Origin of the sequence: Nonomuraea sp. SYSU D8015 (assembly GCF_008065375.1) — a bacterium.
Lineage (GTDB): Bacteria > Actinomycetota > Actinomycetes > Streptosporangiales > Streptosporangiaceae > Nonomuraea.
Genome location: NZ_VJYI01000035.1, coordinates 1 through 15573, shown reverse-complemented (window position 1 = coordinate 15573; position 15573 = coordinate 1). Strand labels below are relative to the sequence as shown.

At 69.2% G+C, this 15573-nt stretch carries 18 protein-coding genes and 1 tRNA gene; 17 read left to right on the top strand and 2 right to left on the bottom strand.

Features of this window, described 5'->3' with window-relative positions; translation table 11 throughout:
• Window positions 1-21 precede the first annotated feature (21 nt).
• Genes ID574_RS54595 through ID574_RS54580 form a run of 4 tightly spaced genes read left to right on the top strand, consistent with a single transcriptional unit; the run spans window position 22 to window position 2677 of the window.
• Window positions 22-522 carry a SigE family RNA polymerase sigma factor gene (locus ID574_RS54595; RefSeq protein WP_188196997.1) on the top strand — a complete coding sequence of 167 codons (501 nt, stop codon included), beginning with the start codon at window positions 22-24 and terminating at the stop codon, window positions 520-522.
• Window positions 519-1445 (top strand): PASTA domain-containing protein, encoded by a 927-nt coding sequence (locus ID574_RS54590; protein WP_188196996.1) that lies wholly within the window; start codon window positions 519-521, stop codon window positions 1443-1445. Before ID574_RS54595 ends, ID574_RS54590 begins: the two co-directional genes overlap by 4 nt.
• 10 nt (window positions 1446-1455) lie before the next feature.
• Window positions 1456-2082: a hypothetical protein gene (locus tag ID574_RS54585; RefSeq protein ID WP_188196995.1), complete on the top strand. Its 627-nt coding sequence runs from the start codon at window positions 1456-1458 to the stop codon at window positions 2080-2082.
• Window positions 2083-2122: 40 nt separating this feature from the next.
• Entirely contained in the window at window positions 2123-2677 is a 555-nt protein-coding gene (locus tag ID574_RS54580; protein WP_188196994.1) for a hypothetical protein, read from the top strand.
• Here the strand turns inward: ID574_RS54580 and ID574_RS54575 are convergent.
• Entirely contained in the window at window positions 2657-3865 is a 1209-nt protein-coding gene (locus ID574_RS54575; protein ID WP_188196993.1) for a pyridoxal phosphate-dependent aminotransferase, read from the bottom strand. The genes ID574_RS54580 and ID574_RS54575 overlap by 21 nt on opposite strands.
• A 157-nt stretch (window positions 3866-4022) precedes the next feature.
• Here ID574_RS54575 and ID574_RS54570 point away from each other — a divergent pair.
• The 9 genes from ID574_RS54570 to ID574_RS54530 all read left to right on the top strand — a co-directional run bounded on the left by ID574_RS54570 (window position 4023) and on the right by ID574_RS54530 (window position 11174).
• A tRNA-Trp gene (locus ID574_RS54570) sits at window positions 4023-4095 on the top strand.
• Window positions 4096-4173: 78 nt separating this feature from the next.
• Complete coding sequence (secE, locus tag ID574_RS54565) at window positions 4174-4419, top strand: preprotein translocase subunit SecE (RefSeq protein WP_188196992.1); 246 nt, start codon at window positions 4174-4176, stop codon at window positions 4417-4419.
• Window positions 4420-4487: 68 nt separating this feature from the next.
• A complete protein-coding gene (gene nusG / locus ID574_RS54560; protein ID WP_188196991.1) occupies window positions 4488-5249 on the top strand; it encodes a transcription termination/antitermination protein NusG in 762 nt (253 codons plus the stop codon).
• A 215-nt stretch (window positions 5250-5464) separates the two neighbouring features.
• Window positions 5465-5896: a 50S ribosomal protein L11 gene (gene rplK / locus ID574_RS54555; RefSeq protein WP_188196990.1), complete on the top strand. Its 432-nt coding sequence runs from the start codon at window positions 5465-5467 to the stop codon at window positions 5894-5896.
• 60 nt (window positions 5897-5956) lie between these two features.
• Window positions 5957-6676 (top strand): 50S ribosomal protein L1, encoded by a 720-nt coding sequence (rplA, locus tag ID574_RS54550; protein ID WP_188196989.1) that lies wholly within the window; start codon window positions 5957-5959, stop codon window positions 6674-6676.
• 427 nt (window positions 6677-7103) lie between these two features.
• The gene (locus ID574_RS54545; RefSeq protein WP_223168086.1) at window positions 7104-7925 is read left to right on the top strand and encodes an SCO4651 family lipoprotein; all 822 of its coding nucleotides are present in this window, start codon (window positions 7104-7106) and stop codon (window positions 7923-7925) included.
• A gap of 237 nt (window positions 7926-8162) precedes the next feature.
• Complete coding sequence (gene rplJ, locus ID574_RS54540; protein WP_188196988.1) at window positions 8163-8687, top strand: 50S ribosomal protein L10; 525 nt, start codon at window positions 8163-8165, stop codon at window positions 8685-8687.
• A 73-nt stretch (window positions 8688-8760) separates the two neighbouring features.
• Window positions 8761-9153, top strand: coding sequence for a 50S ribosomal protein L7/L12 (rplL, locus tag ID574_RS54535; RefSeq protein WP_188196987.1), 393 nt, complete (start codon window positions 8761-8763; stop codon window positions 9151-9153).
• Between the two features lie 146 nt (window positions 9154-9299).
• Window positions 9300-11174, top strand: coding sequence for a mannosyltransferase YkcB-related protein (locus ID574_RS54530; RefSeq protein ID WP_188197060.1), 1875 nt, complete (start codon window positions 9300-9302; stop codon window positions 11172-11174).
• A 560-nt stretch (window positions 11175-11734) separates the two neighbouring features.
• Here the strand turns inward: ID574_RS54530 and ID574_RS54525 are convergent.
• Complete coding sequence (locus ID574_RS54525) at window positions 11735-12181, bottom strand: nuclear transport factor 2 family protein (protein WP_223168085.1); 447 nt, start codon at window positions 12179-12181, stop codon at window positions 11735-11737.
• Window positions 12182-12231: 50 nt separating this feature from the next.
• On the opposite strand from ID574_RS54525, the gene ID574_RS54520 reads away from it, so the two are divergent.
• From ID574_RS54520 to ID574_RS54505, 4 genes are all read left to right on the top strand, one after another.
• On the top strand, window positions 12232-12798 hold the full coding sequence (locus ID574_RS54520; protein ID WP_223168084.1) for a TetR/AcrR family transcriptional regulator: 567 nt from the start codon (window positions 12232-12234) through the stop codon (window positions 12796-12798).
• Between the two features lie 40 nt (window positions 12799-12838).
• Window positions 12839-13840 carry an ABC transporter ATP-binding protein gene (locus ID574_RS54515; RefSeq protein ID WP_188196986.1) on the top strand — a complete coding sequence of 334 codons (1002 nt, stop codon included), beginning with the start codon at window positions 12839-12841 and terminating at the stop codon, window positions 13838-13840.
• A 141-nt stretch (window positions 13841-13981) separates the two neighbouring features.
• Window positions 13982-14482 (top strand): hypothetical protein, encoded by a 501-nt coding sequence (locus tag ID574_RS54510; protein ID WP_188196985.1) that lies wholly within the window; start codon window positions 13982-13984, stop codon window positions 14480-14482.
• On the top strand, window positions 14479-14976 hold the full coding sequence (locus tag ID574_RS54505) for a hypothetical protein (RefSeq protein WP_223168083.1): 498 nt from the start codon (window positions 14479-14481) through the stop codon (window positions 14974-14976). Before ID574_RS54510 ends, ID574_RS54505 begins: the two co-directional genes overlap by 4 nt.
• Window positions 14977-15573: the final 597 nt, after the last annotated feature.

Genomic DNA, 15573 nt, shown 5'->3' with positions numbered 1-15573 from the left:
GGCGAAAGGGGATCCTCGCTCATGACAGAAGACGACGAAGCGGCTTTCGACGAGTTCCTCGCCGCGCGCGGCACCTCGCTGCTGCGTACCGCGATCCTGGTCTGCGGAGCGACCAGACACGACTCCGAGGACCTGGTCCAGCACGCGCTGGAGAAGGTCTACCGGCACTGGCCGCGGATCAGGCACGACAACCCCGAGGCGTACGCGAAGAAGATCGTCCTGAACGCCGCCATCAGCCTGGCGCGACGGCGGAAGATCATCAGGGAGATCTCCTTCGCCCGGCCGCCCGAGACCGCCGCCGACCCTCCCGACCTGGATCTGCGCGACACGCTCATCAGGGAATTACGCAGATTGCCCCCCAAGATGCGGGCCGTGCTGGTCCTGCGCTACTGGGAGGACCAGTCGGAGACCGCCACGGCCGCGCTGCTCGGCTGCTCGGTCGGGTCGGTGAAGAGCCAGGCGGCACGGGGGCTCGCCAGGATCCGCGCAAACATGACCGTCGCAGAGGAAGTGGCCAGATGAAGATCGAGGACCAGCTCGCGGACGCCATGGCGGAGCATGTGGCCGGTGCGGAGATCCCACCCGACCTGGGCCGCGCCGTACGACGCCGGCACCGCACCCGCGTGCTCAGGCTGCGCATGGCGGGTGCCGCGCTCGTGACGGCGGCGGTGGCGGTGGCCGTGCCGGTGGCGCTGGGTCCTGCCCTGCCCGCAGGCGGTGGGGACGCCGCCGGCCGGCAGAGCAGCGCCGTCGTCACAGACGACGTGATCGTGCCGAACGTGGTGGGCATGACCGTCGCCGAGGCGACGAGGATCCTGCGCGAGTCCGCGCTGAGGGCGGTCATGTACGAGGGCGGCATGGAGCTCGTCGAGCCGGAGGGTGACCTGGCGAGGAGCGTCGTGACGATGCAGGAGCCGGCCGCCGGGCAGCAGATCGCCGCGGGCACCGTCGTCAGGCTGGACCCGGGGCTCACACCCAGTCCCGATCCGCAGGCCCTGGGCGATCTGGGCGACGGGCGCGAGTTCGGCGGCATCCGCCTCGGCTACCTGCCCGACGGGCTCGTATGGGGCAAGTGGTCCGCCGACAAGGTGATCGGCCCCGGGAAGAGCTACACCACCAGCTTCGACGAGCCGGGCACCATGCAGGGCGGCTATGACGTCCAGGTGTTCGTGGCGCACGGCGAGTCGGCGCCGCAGCTCCTCGCCACCATGCCCGGCAAGGGCGCCACGGTCGTGGACGTCGGCGGCAGGAAGGCGAAGCTGGCCTACCTTTACCGCGATGACGAGATCGTGCCCATCGGCTCCGACTCCGGCACGCCCACGATCGTCTGGGAGCCGCGTGACGGGTTGGCCGTACAGATCCGCATGGAGCGCCACTACGCTCAGAAGGTCGACGCGGTCGCCGAGCTGAAGAAGATCGCGGAAGGCATCCGGGCGACCAGGTGATGGATGGGACTTGACCGGGGATCTACCCGGCATGATCCCTGAGGGGCGCGGAAGTGGACGGGGATGGCGCGCGGCGCTCGCGACACTGGCGTTCGCGGTGACGGCCCTCGTCATCTACGCACTGTTCTCGTCCGGGTTCGGGCGCATCCCACGGCCCGTCGAGGAGCCGCCCGAGCCCGTCGCCGTGGTCACCCCCACACCGGCGACGAAAGGCGCGAGCGTCGCCGGCCGCATCTCGACCTCCGAGGCCGGCCTCGCGGTCGTCTCCGACGATTTCTGGCTCGCGTACCTGCCCGGAGGGCTCGAGCGCATCGGAGGCGGGGTGATCGAGTCCGAGCCGGGCGTCGAGGCCGGCTGGGCCAGGTTCGGCTCCGCGGGCAGGTTCGTGGAGGCGCAGGTCGAGCACGGCAGCGTGGCCGCCGACTGGCAGAGCTACCGCGCGCGGATCACCGTGCTGGACGCCCGCGCCACCACCGTGCGCGGCAAGCCCGCCGTGGTCGGCAGGCACCCTGACGGCGGCCGTGTGATCGCCTGGCTGGAACGTGTGGGCACGGGGGCGTGGATCAGGGTCAGTGAATCCCTCGGCAAGGAACTGGTCGCAGTTGCCGCCTCCGTTCAGGCTCCTGTAGGAGACTAGGACCCCTTCCCGAGGTATCCACACACGTCATGGGGGGTCCATGCGGCGTCTTGCGGCGGTGCTCCTCCTGTGCGCGCTCACCGGCTGCACCGGTGGCGACGGCGTGCGGACACCCGCCCCCGCCGACCCCACCGGCTCGACCGCCGCCTCCGACACCTCCGACTCCTCCGGCACCGCGCCGCCGTCGCCCGAGCCGGCGAGGAGCCGGGGGCTCTCGCTCGCGTGCGGCGGCACCAAGGTCTGGCTCCCCTCCATGCCCCTGGGACTGGCCCGGGCGGGCTCCTTCGCCGACCTGGCCTCGCTCACCCGCCGGCTCGACGTCGAGGGCATGATCTGGCGCAGGGACGACGAGCACGTGTACGTCGGCGTGGTGTGCGGCGTGCGTACCGCCGAGCAGTTCGCCACGCTGGTCGCCAGGTCCAGGCTGACGGCGTACCAGGGGAAGCCCGCGCTGCGCTGGACCACGCGGAGGGGGCTGCGCAACTTCATGTGGCTGGAGCAGCCGGGCACCGCGGTCTACATCGGCGCGACGCCCGGTCTGGCCGACCAGATCAGGCCCATCGCAGGGGGCGTCTCAGCGAGCCTCGGCCAGTAGCTTGCCCAGCCGGCTGACGCCCTCGACCAGGTCGTCGTCGCCCAGCGCGTACGACAGGCGGAAGTAGCCCGGCGTGCCGAACGCCTCCCCGGGCACCACCGCCACCTCGGCCTCCTCCAGGATCAGCTCGGCCAGCTCGCCCGACGACTGGGGACGCCGCCCCCGCAGCTCCTTGCCGATCAGCTCCTTGACCGACGGGTACGCGTAGAACGCCCCCTTCGGCTCGGGGCAGAACACGCCCGGGATCTCGTTGAGCATCCGCACCATCGTCTGGCGCCGCCGGTCGAACGCCGTGCGCATCTCGGCCACCGCCGACAGGTCGCCGGAGACCGCCGCCAGCGCCGCCATCTGCGCGACGTTGGAGACGTTGGAGGTGGCGTGCGACTGCAGGTTGGTGGCGGCCTTGACCACGTCGGCCGGGCCGATCATCCAGCCCACGCGCCAGCCGGTCATCGCGTAGGTCTTGGCCACGCCGTTGAGGATCACGACCCGGTCGCCCAGCTCGGGGACGGCCGTGGCGATGCTGGTGAACTCGGCGTCGCCGTACACGAGATGCTCGTAGATCTCGTCGGTGACGACCCACAGGCCGTGCTCGGCCGCCCAGCGGCCGATCGCCACGGTCTCCTCGCGCGAGTGGACGGCGCCCGTCGGGTTGGAGGGCGAGACGAAGAGCAGCACCTTCGTACGCTCGGTGCGCGCGGCCTCCAACTGCTCGACGGTCACCAGGTAGCCGGTGGACTCGTCGGTCACGACGTCGACCTGCACGCCTCCGGCCAGCTTGATCGCCTCGGGGTAGGTCGTCCAGTAGGGCGCCACGACCAGGACCTCGTCACCCGGGTCGAGCAGCGTCGCGAACGCCTCGTAGACGGCCTGCTTGCCGCCGTTGGTGACCAGCACCTGAGCGGGCTCGGCGGCGTAGCCGGAGTCGCGCCGCGTCTTGGCTGCGATGGCCTGCTTGAGCTCGGGAAGGCCGCCCGCCGGGGTGTACTTGTGGAAGCGCGGGTCGCGGGCCGCCTCGATCGCGGCCTCGACGATGTAGCCGGGCGTCGGGAAGTCCGGCTCGCCCGCGCCGAAGCCGATGACGGGCCGTCCGGCGGCCTTCATCGCCTTCGCCTTGGCGTCCACGGCGAGCGTGGCGGACTCGGAGATCGCGGAAATTCTTGCGGAGATGCGAGGTCGGGTGGACATGTCTCCATCGTCCCACGCGCTCGTGACCTGGGCGATCAGGTTTCGGTTCGACGTACCGGGCATTCCCCCGTATGCTTTGGCCCGGTCCTTCCGCCGCATGTCGCCGAGCGGATCGGTCCGGGCAGCGATTCGATCAGGGTAGTCTGGTTGATGACATAGGGCACTGGCGCAATTGGTAGCGCACCGGTCTCCAAAACCGGCGGTTGGGGGTTCGAGTCCCTCGTGCCCTGCGAGTGCGGTCCGCGCAATGATAGGCGTGTAAGCGCGCCGCAAAACTGCGTTGGATACGACGAATTCAGGTGAGGACTGTGGCGATCGACACGCGCGGCGAGACCGCAGACAAGCCCAGTGGCGAAAAGAAGACGCGCACCACACCGGCTCTCTTCTACCGGCAGGTCGTCGGCGAGCTCCGCAAGGTCATCTGGCCGACACGCAAGGATCTCATCACCTACACCACGGTCGTTCTGATATTCGTTCTGATCATGGTTGCCATCGTGTACGGGCTCGACAGCGCCCTGGGATGGGTGGTCCTCCGCGTCTTCGGTGGATCCTGACCCCGGACGCGGCCGGTAGCCTGGTTGACGGAGTCGCCATTCGAAACGACGAAAGAGGAAGAGTCACCGTGTCCGAGTCTTCAGTTCCGGCGGACGAGTCCCGCGACGAGTGGGGCGACGAGCTGGAAGAGGCCACTGAGGAGGCCGCCGAGGCGGCTCTCGCTGAGGCCGGGGTCGCGGAGAGCGACGAGGCGGCCGAAGCCGAGGCTGCCGTCGAGGACGGTTCGGCTCTTCCTGACGTCGACCCTGTCGAGGAGTTCAAGCAGTCGCTGCGCGGCCTGCCCGGTGAGTGGTACGTCATCCACTCCTACGCCGGCTACGAGAACCGCGTGAAGTCCAACATCGAGAGCCGCAACGTGTCGCTCAACATGGAGGACTACATCTACCAGGTCGAGGTGCCGACGCACACCGTCCAGGAGTTCAAGAGCGGCAAGAAGGTGCCGGTCAAGGAGCGTGTGCTGCCCGGCTACGTGCTGGTGCGCATGGAGCTGACCGACGAGTCCTGGGCCGCGGTGCGCAACACGCCCGGCGTGACCGGCTTCGTGGGCCTGTCCAACAAGCCGAGCCCGCTCAGCCTCGACGAGGTCGCCAAGCTGCTCGCGCCCGAGCCGACCGAGGAGACGAAGAAGGCCGCGGCCAAGGCGCCCACCGGCCCGGCGGTCGAGTTCGAGATCGGCGAGTCGGTCACCGTCATGGACGGCCCGTTCGCCACGCTGCCGGCCTCGGTGAGCGAGATCAGCCCCGAGTCGCAGAAGCTCAAGGTGCTCGTTTCGATCTTCGGTCGCGAGACCCCGGTCGAGCTGTCGTTCAACCAGGTCTCCAAGATCTAGGACGATCACCTACACTTAGACGTTCGGAGTGGCCGCCTTGTCGCGACCAATGAGAAACCTGCCAAACGGACTGCCGCTACGGCCTTGACCACGCACAGCGGTAGGGCAGCAGTCTGGGGAAGCAGGTTTCTTGTCGGGTGGGCGGCCTCCGACATGTCCGGCCCCGCAACCCGCGAGGCGGACGGCATCGCAATCAAGGACCCGGAGAAGGACAAATGCCTCCGAAGAAGAAAATCGCCGCGTTGGTGAAGGTCCAGCTTCCCGCTGGCCAGGCCACCCCGGCGCCGCCGGTGGGTACCGCCCTCGGTCCCCACGGCGTCAACATCATGGACTTCGTCAAGCAGTACAACGCTGCGACGGAGGCCCAGCGGGGCAACATCATCCCCGTTGAGATCACCATTTTCGAGGACCGCAGCTTCACCTTCATCACGAAGACGCCGCCGGCCCCCGAGCTGATCAAGAAGGCCCTCGGCCTCGACAAGGGCAGCGCGGTCCCGCACCGCGACAAGGTCGGCAAGCTGAGCCGCGAGCAGCTGCGCAGCATCGCCGAGACCAAGATGCCCGACCTCAACGCCAACGACATCGAGGCGGCCGAGAAGATCATCGCCGGCACCGCCCGGTCGATGGGCATCACGATCGCCGAGTAACACCTTCCACAGACGTTCGTGGGAGGGCCGTCAGGCCCGCATACCACTAGGAGTTAAGAAATGAAGCGCAGCAAGGCGCACAAAGACGCGGCCGCCAAGGTCGACCGCGACAAGCTCTACTCGCCCGTCGAGGCCGCGAAGCTCGCCAAGGAGACGTCGACCACGAAGTTCGACGCCACCGTCGAGGTCGCGCTGCGGCTGGGCGTCGACCCTCGCAAGGCCGACCAGATCGTGCGCGGCACGGTCAACCTTCCGCACGGCACCGGCAAGACCGCCCGGGTCCTGGTCTTCGCGACCGGTGAGCGTGCCGAGGCGGCCCGCGAGGCGGGCGCCGACATCGTCGGCGCCGACGAGCTGATCGACGAGATCTCCAAGGGCAACAGGCTCAACGAGTTCGACGCCGTGGTGGCCACGCCCGACCTGATGGGCAAGGTCGGCCGCCTGGGCCGGGTGCTCGGTCCGCGCGGTCTCATGCCCAACCCGAAGACCGGCACCGTGACGCCCGACGTCGCCAAGGCCGTGACGGAGATCAAGGGCGGCAAGATCGAGTTCCGCACCGACCGGCAGGCCAACCTGCACTTCATCATCGGCAAGACGTCGTTCGACGAGCGCCAGCTCCTGGAGAACTACGCCGCCGCCCTGGACGAGGTGCTGCGTCTCAAGCCGTCGGCGGCCAAGGGCCGCTACCTGAAGAAGGTCACCTTCTCCACGACGATGGGCCCCGGCGTGCCGGTCGACCCCAACGTCACCCGCGGCATCACCGCCGACCTGGAGAGCTGACCCTCTCGTTCTCGCGAAAGCCCTCGCCCTCGCCCTCGGGCGAGGGCTTTTCGTGTGCCCGTCAGTGTCCGACCGCCTCGCGAGCAACGGGCGCTGGGGGCGGCGGCCGGCTCGCGGCCTTCGGCGCCTGCGGCGGCGAGTGGCGGCGTGGTGCCGTCCAGCCGGTCAGGCGGGCATGATCAGCCGGTCGTGGGCGAGCGTGCTCCACGGGATGAGCCTTGGGCAGGGCGTCCCTTCCGGCGAGGTGGTCACCGGCGGGCAGGAGAGGTGTTTCACGGGCTCGTCGGCGGGGTTCACTGAGTGCCGCCGCTGAATCCAGATGGGATGTGGAGGGTATGTGCAGAAGTAGTGAGGGATAACCCTGGGTTTTCCCCTATTTGTGCGGGGAAGTCGCTACGGCGGCGGATCCCAAACGTAGGGTCAAGACATGCTGAAGCGCACGATAAGTCTCGCCGCGGCCGGAGCCGCGCTAGCCGTGGCCGCGGTTGCCGGTTGTGGTGTGAACGCCCAGCCCATCCAGGTCAACCTGGCGGCCTCAGAGGTGCTGGCGCAGGCCGCGCAGAAGACCGCGGAGGTCACCAGCTACACGGTCGACGCCGTGGTGAACGCCACGCACCCGCAGCAGGGCGATGGCCGGGTGCAGGGGCGCATGCTCTACCAGAGCAAGCCCCAGCTGGCCGTGGACCTCACCCTCGACACGGTCGACATGGGCGGTAAGAGCCTGCCGGGCGGCGTACGTGCCGTGCTGCAGGGCGACACCGTCTACGTGAAGGTCGACGCGCTCAAGGACCTGGTGGGCGCCCAGAAGCCGTGGATCAAGGTCTCGCTCAGCGAGATGGGCGACTCCGCCCAGGTGAACCAGTACCTCGCCCAGATCCAGCAGTTCGACCTGGCCAGCGTCACGAAGCTCGTCACGGCCTCGCAGGACGTCAAGTCGGCCGGCAACGAGAGCGTCAACGGCGAGGACACCACCCACTACAGCGGCACCTTCCCGGTAGACGCGGCCGTGCAGCTGCTGCCCCCGGACGAGCAGGAGCAGGCCCGTACGAACCTGGCCGAGCTCAAGGACGTCAAGTTCGACATCTGGGTGGCCGCCGACGGCCTGCCGCGCAAGCTCGCGCTGAGCGGCCAGAAGGAGGGCGGCACGCTCGACGCCACCCTGTTCTTCAAGGACTACAACAAGCCCGTGACCATCGAGGCCCCGCCCGCGGACCAGGTCGGCGAGCTGCCCAAGAACACGACCAACTGAGAGCGATTTGGAAACTCGGCGGCCAGGACGTAGTCTGGTCGTTGCCGAAGACCGCCGGTCGTCGTCAGGTGCTCAAAACCTGGCGGCCGAAGGATCCACGCCATGTGGACGACCCGCGCAGGTGTGATGCGAGTTTCCCATATGGATGATCCATGTGTGCGAAGCCCCGTGCGCCCTGCGCCCGGGGCTGTTCTCATTTCACGGGCCTTCGCCGGCGGCACATCTGGAAGGAGGCCCATGGCGAGGCCGGATAAGGCGACAGCGGTTGCCGAGCTCAAGAACGAGTTCGAGGGCAGCTCTGCCGCCGTTCTGACCGAGTACCGCGGTCTCACCGTCGCGCAGCTCAAGGAGCTGCGCACGTCTCTCGGTGAGAATGCGAAGTTCGCCGTGGCGAAGAACACCCTGACCAAGATCGCGGCCAACCAGGCCGGCGTGACGGGTCTGGACGACCTGCTGATCGGCCCGACCGCCGTCGCCTTCGTCAAGGGCGACGTCGTCGAGGCGGCCAAGGGTCTGCGTGACTTCGCCAAGGCCAATCCCCTTCTGGTGATCAAGGGCGGCGTCCTCGAGGGCAAGACGCTCGACGCCACCGAGATCACCAAGCTCGCCGACCTCGAGTCCCGCGAGGTCCTCCTCGCGAAGCTTGCCGGTGCGCTCAAGGCGAAGCAGAGCGCCGCTGCCGCGGTGTTCGCCGCGCTGCCCACGCAAATGGCTCAGCTGGCCGACGCCCTGCGCGCGAAGCGCGAAGAGGCGGGCGAGTAACACGGGGGTTGCCGCATTCACCCGCGGTCCCGTTCCCAGTTTTCTGCAAGTCCTATACGTAAGGAAATCCATCATGGCGAAGCTCAGCACCGACGAGCTGCTCGACGCGTTCAAGGAGATGACCCTCCTCGAGCTGTCCGAGTTCGTGAAGCAGTTCGAAGAGGTCTTCGACGTCAAGGCCGCCGCCCCGGTCGCGGTTGCCGCCGCCGCCCCCGGCGCCGCTGCCGCCGAGGCCCCCGCTGTTGAGGAGCAGGACGAGTTCGACGTCATCCTCGAGGCCGCCGGCGACAAGAAGATCCAGGTCATCAAGGAGATCCGCGCCCTCACGTCCCTGGGCCTCAAGGAGGCCAAGGACCTGGTGGACGGCGCTCCGAAGAACGTCTTCGACGGCAAGGTCAACAAGGAGCAGGCGGAGAAGGCCAAGGCTGCCCTCGAGGGCGCCGGCGCCACCGTGACCGTGAAGTAATTTCACGCTCAACGCTCTTCCGGAAAGAGGCGGACGCACCCTGGTGCCGGGTGCGCCGCCTCTTTTCTCATGTCCGGGGGTGCTCAGGGGATTTTCATACGCGTCTCATCGCGCGCCGAGCATGCCTGCCTAGCGTGCCTGACGTGATGACCGAAGCTAAGTCCCGTTGGGCGTTGGCCGCCCTGCTGACAGGCACTGGCCTGCTGTACATCTGGGGCCTGGACGCCTCCGGATGGGCCAATTCGTACTACTCGGCTGCCGTGCAGGCCGGCAGCCAGAGCTGGAAGGCGTTCTTCTTCGGAGCCTCCGACGCCGCGAACGCGATCACCGTGGACAAGACGCCCGCCTCGCTGTGGCCGATGGTGCTCAGCGTGCGGCTGTTCGGGCTGAACTCGTGGGCCGTCCTCGTCCCGCAGGCGCTGATGGGCGTCGCGACCGTGGCCATGGTGTACGCCTCCGTGCGCAGGCTGTTCAACGCCTGGGCGGGGCTGCTGGCCGGGGCCGTCATGGCGCTCACGCCGGTGGCCGTGCTGATGTTCCGGTTCAACAATCCTGACGCGCTGCTGGTGCTGCTGCTGACCGTCGCGGGCTATTGCGTCGCACGGGCCCAGGAACGCGGCGCGACCCGGTGGCTGGTGCTGGCCGGGGCGGCGATCGGATTCGCGTTCCTGGCGAAGATGCTGCAGGCGTTCCTGGTGCTGCCGGGGTTCACGCTGGTGTACCTGGTGACCGCGCCGGTGGCGTTCTGGCGGCGGGTGTGGCAGTTGCTGCTGGCCGGGGCCGCCATGGTGGCCGCGGCCGGGTGGTGGCTGCTGGCGGTGGCGCTGGTGCCCGCGTCGGAGCGGCCGTACATCGGGGGCTCCCAGACCAACAGCGTGCTGGAGCTGGCGCTCGGCTACAACGGCATCGGGCGGCTCAACGGCGGTGACTACGGCGGGCTGGGGAACCTCAACCAGCAGGCCGGTTGGCTGCGCATGTTCGACACCGAGGCGGGCGGGCAGATCGCGTGGCTGCTGCCGGCGGCGCTGGTGCTGCTGGTCGCGGTCACGTGGCTCACCCGGGGGGCGCCTCGTACGGATCCGGTGCGCGCCGCGCTCTGGGTGTGGGGGAGCTGGCTGATCGTGACGGGGCTGGTCTTCAGCCTCATGCAGGGGATCTTCCACTCCTACTACACGGTGGCGCTGGCTCCGGCCATCGCGGTGCTGGTCGGGATGGGGGTCGCCGTGCTGTGGGAGCGCGGGGCGCGCCGGCTGCTCGGCGTGCTCACGGCCGTGACGGCCGTGTGGTCGTACGTGCTGCTGTCCCGCAGCTCCGACTGGAATCCGTGGCTGGGCGTCGCCGTGCTGGTCGCGGGGCTGGGGGCCGCGCTGGCGATGCTGCTGACCCGGCGGGTCCTCGCCGTGGTCGCGGTCGCGCTGGCGGCGTGCCTGGCCGGGCCGGCCGCGTACGCCGTGGACACGGCCGCGTCGCCGCACACCGGCGCCATCCCGACAGCCGGGCCCTCCACCGGCGGGGGCTTCGCGCGGCCCGGTGGTGGCTTCGCGCGGCCCGGCGGCGGTCAGACGTTCGGCCGGCCGCCCGCGACCGGGTTCGGCGGAGGTACGCCGGGTCAGGGGCGTGGCTTCGGAGGGATGGGACGCGGCGGCATGGGCGGGCTGCTCAACGCCGGCGCGCCGGCCGCCGAGCTGACCGCGCTGCTGAAGGACGGCGCCTCCGGCTACACGTGGGCGGCGGCGACGGTCGGCTCCAACAACGCGGCCGGCTACCAGCTCGCCAGTGGTGTGCCGGTGATGGCCGTGGGCGGCTTCAACGGCACCGACCCCGCGCCGACGCTTCAGCAGTTCCAGCAGTACGTGGCCGAGAAGAAGATCCACTACTTCCTGGGCGCCGGGATGGGTGGCTTCGGCGGGCGCAGCACGGGCGGCAGCGATGACGCGGCGCGGATCGCCGCCTGGGTCCAGGAGAACTTCACCGCCACGACGGTCGCCGGCACCACCGTCTTCGACCTGACGACCCCCTGACCCACTCCTCCGGGCCTGCCGGCCACCCCGGCCACCCCGGCCACCCCGGCCCCCCCGGCCCCCCCGGCCACCGCGGCCACCCGGCCTGCCTGGCGCCGCCGAACCGCCGCCCGGGACAGGCAGGCGTCGCCACGCCACCTCTTCGGGCCACCTGGGTCCAGTTGGGCCCGCTGCGTTGATTCCGGCGCTGTGGGTTCTGTCCAGGGGGCAGCCATGGCGGATCCCGCTACTGCGGTGCCTGCGCCCCCGGGGGAGCTAGCAGGCGTCGTCACGGCGCTACTGAGCACCAGGGGCTCGGACCGAGGGTCGCTGCGCCGGCTCTAGCCGCCCGGGTCGCGACGCTGGCTTCGGTCGCCAGGGTCCGGTTGGGCCGTCGCGATGATTTCATGCGGACGGCCCGGGGGAGCGGCCAGGTCCGCTTCGGTCGCCGCTGTGCTTCCGCCCTCCCCGGGCAACCCGCAGGCCTCGTCGGCGGGTGGTGAGAACACACGGGCCGGCCGCATGGGGCGTCGGCATCCAGGGCCGTCGTCCTGGTCGTAACCCCTTGGCCATGCCCTCGGCTAGCCGGTCGCCGTGCGGACCTGGGTGATGACGGTGGCGTCCATGTAGTCCCGTGTGTGGACGATCTTGCCGTTTCGGATCCGGAGCACCAGGAGCCCGGGGACCCTGATCGGCCGGCCTCCGACCGTGACATGCGTGTCCTGCTCCACCACCACGACCTCCGGATCCTCCGTGCGATGCAGCGCGAGCCTGCGTACCTCCTGGACCTCGGCCGGCGTGGCACCCCATGAGGCCCGGTACCCCGCCCGGATCTCCTCCCGCCCCTCGTACGGCGGCAGCCCGCCGAACGGGAACTCGTGGAGCCCGTCCTCCGCGTAGAGGTCGGCCAGCTCGTCGGCCGACTTGTGCAGCATCGCGTCGTGGAAGCGGGTGACGATCTCTTCGGTCGCTTCGGTCTCTTCGACGGAAATGAGCAATCCCCATTCGCTCAACAGGCGTTGACTCAACGAGCGTAGAGTGAAATGAGTCGATGGGTCAACGCGTGTAGAGTCAGGGCGTGAGTGAGAGACCGCTTCCCCGGGCCGAGAGGCGGCGCAGGACCGAGGGAAAGATCCTCGACGCGGCCAGGGTGCTGTTCGCGGAGATGGGCTTCGAGCGCACCACGATCAGGGCCGTGGCCAGGGCGGCCGAGGTCGACCCGGCCCTGGTCATGCAGTACTTCGGAAACAAAGAGGAGCTCTTCCGCAAGGCCGTGCGCGTGACACCGGTCCCCGACGCCGGCCTCGACGCCGATCAGCTGGTCGACCACCTCCTCGGCACCCTCACCGTGAAGATGGGTGAGCTGCCGCAGGGCTCGCTGGCCATGATGCGGTCCATGCTGACCCACCCCGAGGCCGCCGCGTCCGCCCGTGAGGTGCTCGGCAGGCAGATCGACCGGCTCGCGGAGTCCATCCCCGGCGACGACGCCCGCCTGCGGGCCGCGCTGATGACGACGATCATGCTCGGCCTGACGGTCGGCCACCATCTTCTGGAGCTCGACGAGCTGCGCGACGCACCACAGGAGGAGATCGCCCGGGTGCTGCGCCCGAGCCTGCGGGCGCTTACTGGACCGGAAGTCTCATAGCCACTACGGTGGTACTCCCCTCGACAAGGGAAGGTGGCCAGTGGGCGTCGAAGTCGTCGTGGACGGTCTCACCAAGTCGTTCGGGCGCCAGGTCATCTGGGAGGACGTCTCGCTCACGCTGCCCGCCGGTGAGATCTCGGTGCTGCTCGGCCCGTCCGGCACCGGCAAGTCCGTCTTCCTCAAGACGCTGGTCGGCCTGCTGCGCCCCGACCGCGGCCACATCTGGATCGACGGCTACGACCTGGCCAACTGCACCGAGAGCAAGCTGTACGAGCTGCGCCGGCTCTTCGGAGTGCTCTTCCAGGACGGCGCCCTGTTCGGCTCGCTCAACCTCTACGACAACATCGCCTTCCCGCTGCGCGAGCACACCAAGAAGACCGAGACCCAGATCCGCCAGGTCGTCATGGAGAAGATGGAGCTGGTCGGCCTGCTCGGCGCCGAGCGCAAACTGCCCGGGGAGATCTCCGGCGGCATGCGCAAGCGGGCGGGGCTGGCCAGGGCACTGGTGCTGGACCCGGAGATCATCCTGTTCGACGAGCCGGACTCCGGCCTCGACCCGGTGCGGACGGCGTACCTCAACCAGCTCATCGTCGACCTCAACGCCGAGGTCGAGGCGACGTTCCTGATCGTGACGCACGACATCAACACCGCACGCACGGTCCCGGACAGCATCGGGCTGCTCTTCAGGCGCGAGCTGGTCATGTTCGGCCCCCGCGAGATGCTGCTGTCGAGCGACGAGCCGGTGGTGCGGCAGTTCCTCAACGCCAGGAGGCACGGCCCGATCGGCATGTCGGAGGAGAAGGACATCTCCGAGCTGGAGGCCGAGGCCCAGATGGGGCACGACCCCGGCGCGCTGCCGCCGATCCCGCCGCAGCTCATGCCGACCGGCAGCCGGATCCGCCGCACCCAGCAGCCGCCCGGCACCTGGCTGGCGGCCAACGGCGTGATCCCGCCGCCGGGATCGTTCGTGGACGAGCGCGGCCGCAACTGGCTCGAGGAGTACCCAAGGCTGGTCAACGCCCACCTGCACGGCATCGCCTGAGCGAACCCCGCAGCGGGCGCCTGAGAGCCTTTCAGGGGTGTTTCCCACCCTGCCTTACCGCCTGGGTCGATTCGGGGGCTTCTGGAGGCACGGTCGCGTTATGATCCGGCGACCGGCGTGGCGGGGAAGGGGTGAGCGTACGTGGCGGGGCTCGGCGTTCGGCCTGCACGCATCCTCATCGCGGCGCTCAGCGGGGTGCTGGCGGTGCTCGTCGCCTCGGGCGCGTGGATCGCGGCGCAGGCACGCGACGAGCAGGGCAGGGCGGGCGACAAGGAGGCCGCGATGCTGGCCGCCGGAGCCCACGCCAAGAATCTGGTCTCGCTGGACTACCGGACCGTCGACACCGACCTGCAACGCATCCTCGACACCTCCACGGGGGCGGCCAGGGCCGAGTACGCCGCGGCGGCGGACAAGCTCAAGTCCACCACGCTCAAGAGCAAGGTCGTCCAGCAGGGCGTGCTGCGTGCCGCCGGAGTCGTCTCGCTCACGGGCAGCAAGGCGAAGGTGCTGGTCGTGGCGGACGTCGAGATCCGCTGGGACGGCTCCGACACCCCGCCGCAGCCCCGCAACCACCGGTGGTCGATGGAGCTCGACAAGATCGGCGGCGTCTGGCTGGTCTCGAAGGCGGTGCAGGTGCTGTGAGGACCTTCGTGATCGTGCTCCTGGGCGTCCTGGTGCTCGTGGCCGGCGTACTGGTGCCGACGATGTGGTTCAACCTGCACGATCTGCGGGCCGCCGACGTGGCCGCCGCCGAGGCCATGGCCGCGGCCAGGAAGGTCGCGCCCGACCTGCTCTCGTACGACTACCGGACCGTCGAAAAGGACCTGGCGCGCGCCGGCGCGCACACCACCGGCGAGCTGACCAAGCACTACAAGCAGCTGACCACGAGCCTGGTCTCCAAGGCCAAGGCAGAGAAGACGGTGCGGACCGTGGCGGTGACGGCGGCCGCGGTGGAGCGGGCCGCGCCCGACCGGGTCGAGATTCTGCTCTTCGTGAACACTGGTACGGTCAAGGAGATCGCCGGGCAGGCCGAGCCCCAGCAGTTGTTCGAGCGGAGCCGGGCCAGGCTCGTCATGGTGCGGCAGGGCTCACGCTGGCTGGTCGCCGACCTGTCCACCCTGCTCGGGACCGCCTGACGAGCGTGATCCACCGATGCCCCGAGCCCCGAGCTCCGGCGGGCGCGCCGCTTCCTTCAATTGTTACCAAAAATCTGGTTTAGCGAAGCCTGTGACAGGGGTACCCCAGTCACAGCTACACCGGTTGTCGGCATGGGTTCGACCCCTGGTGTGACGGAGCGTTAACCGCCCCCGTTCGCGGGTATCGTCTTGGGCCTGGCGGTAGGCGACCGGTCACACAGGGGAGAAAACCCAGCGTCCGGGCCCTGAGTCGGCTAAAAGTCGGGCTCGTGGGCTTGACGTTTCCGCCTGAACGGGCGATGCTGCGACCAACGTGGAGCATGCAGCGAGAGCGAAGTGGACAGGCGTGTGCCGTTCGGCTACACTGCCCCTTTGCGCTGCCCTTTGACGACCCGCGATGCTTGCTCACGTTGCGAGGTTGTCTGGCGTGCGTGTAGTCAGTCCGCCGCGAGCCCTCGGAAGGACATCTGTTGGCAGCCTCGCGCAACGCCTCCGCCGTACCCGCTGGTCCCCGTCGCGTCTCTTTTGCGCGCATCCAGGAGCCTCTCGAAGTTCCTGACCTTCTGGCCCTGCAGACCGAGTCTTTCGACTGGCTGC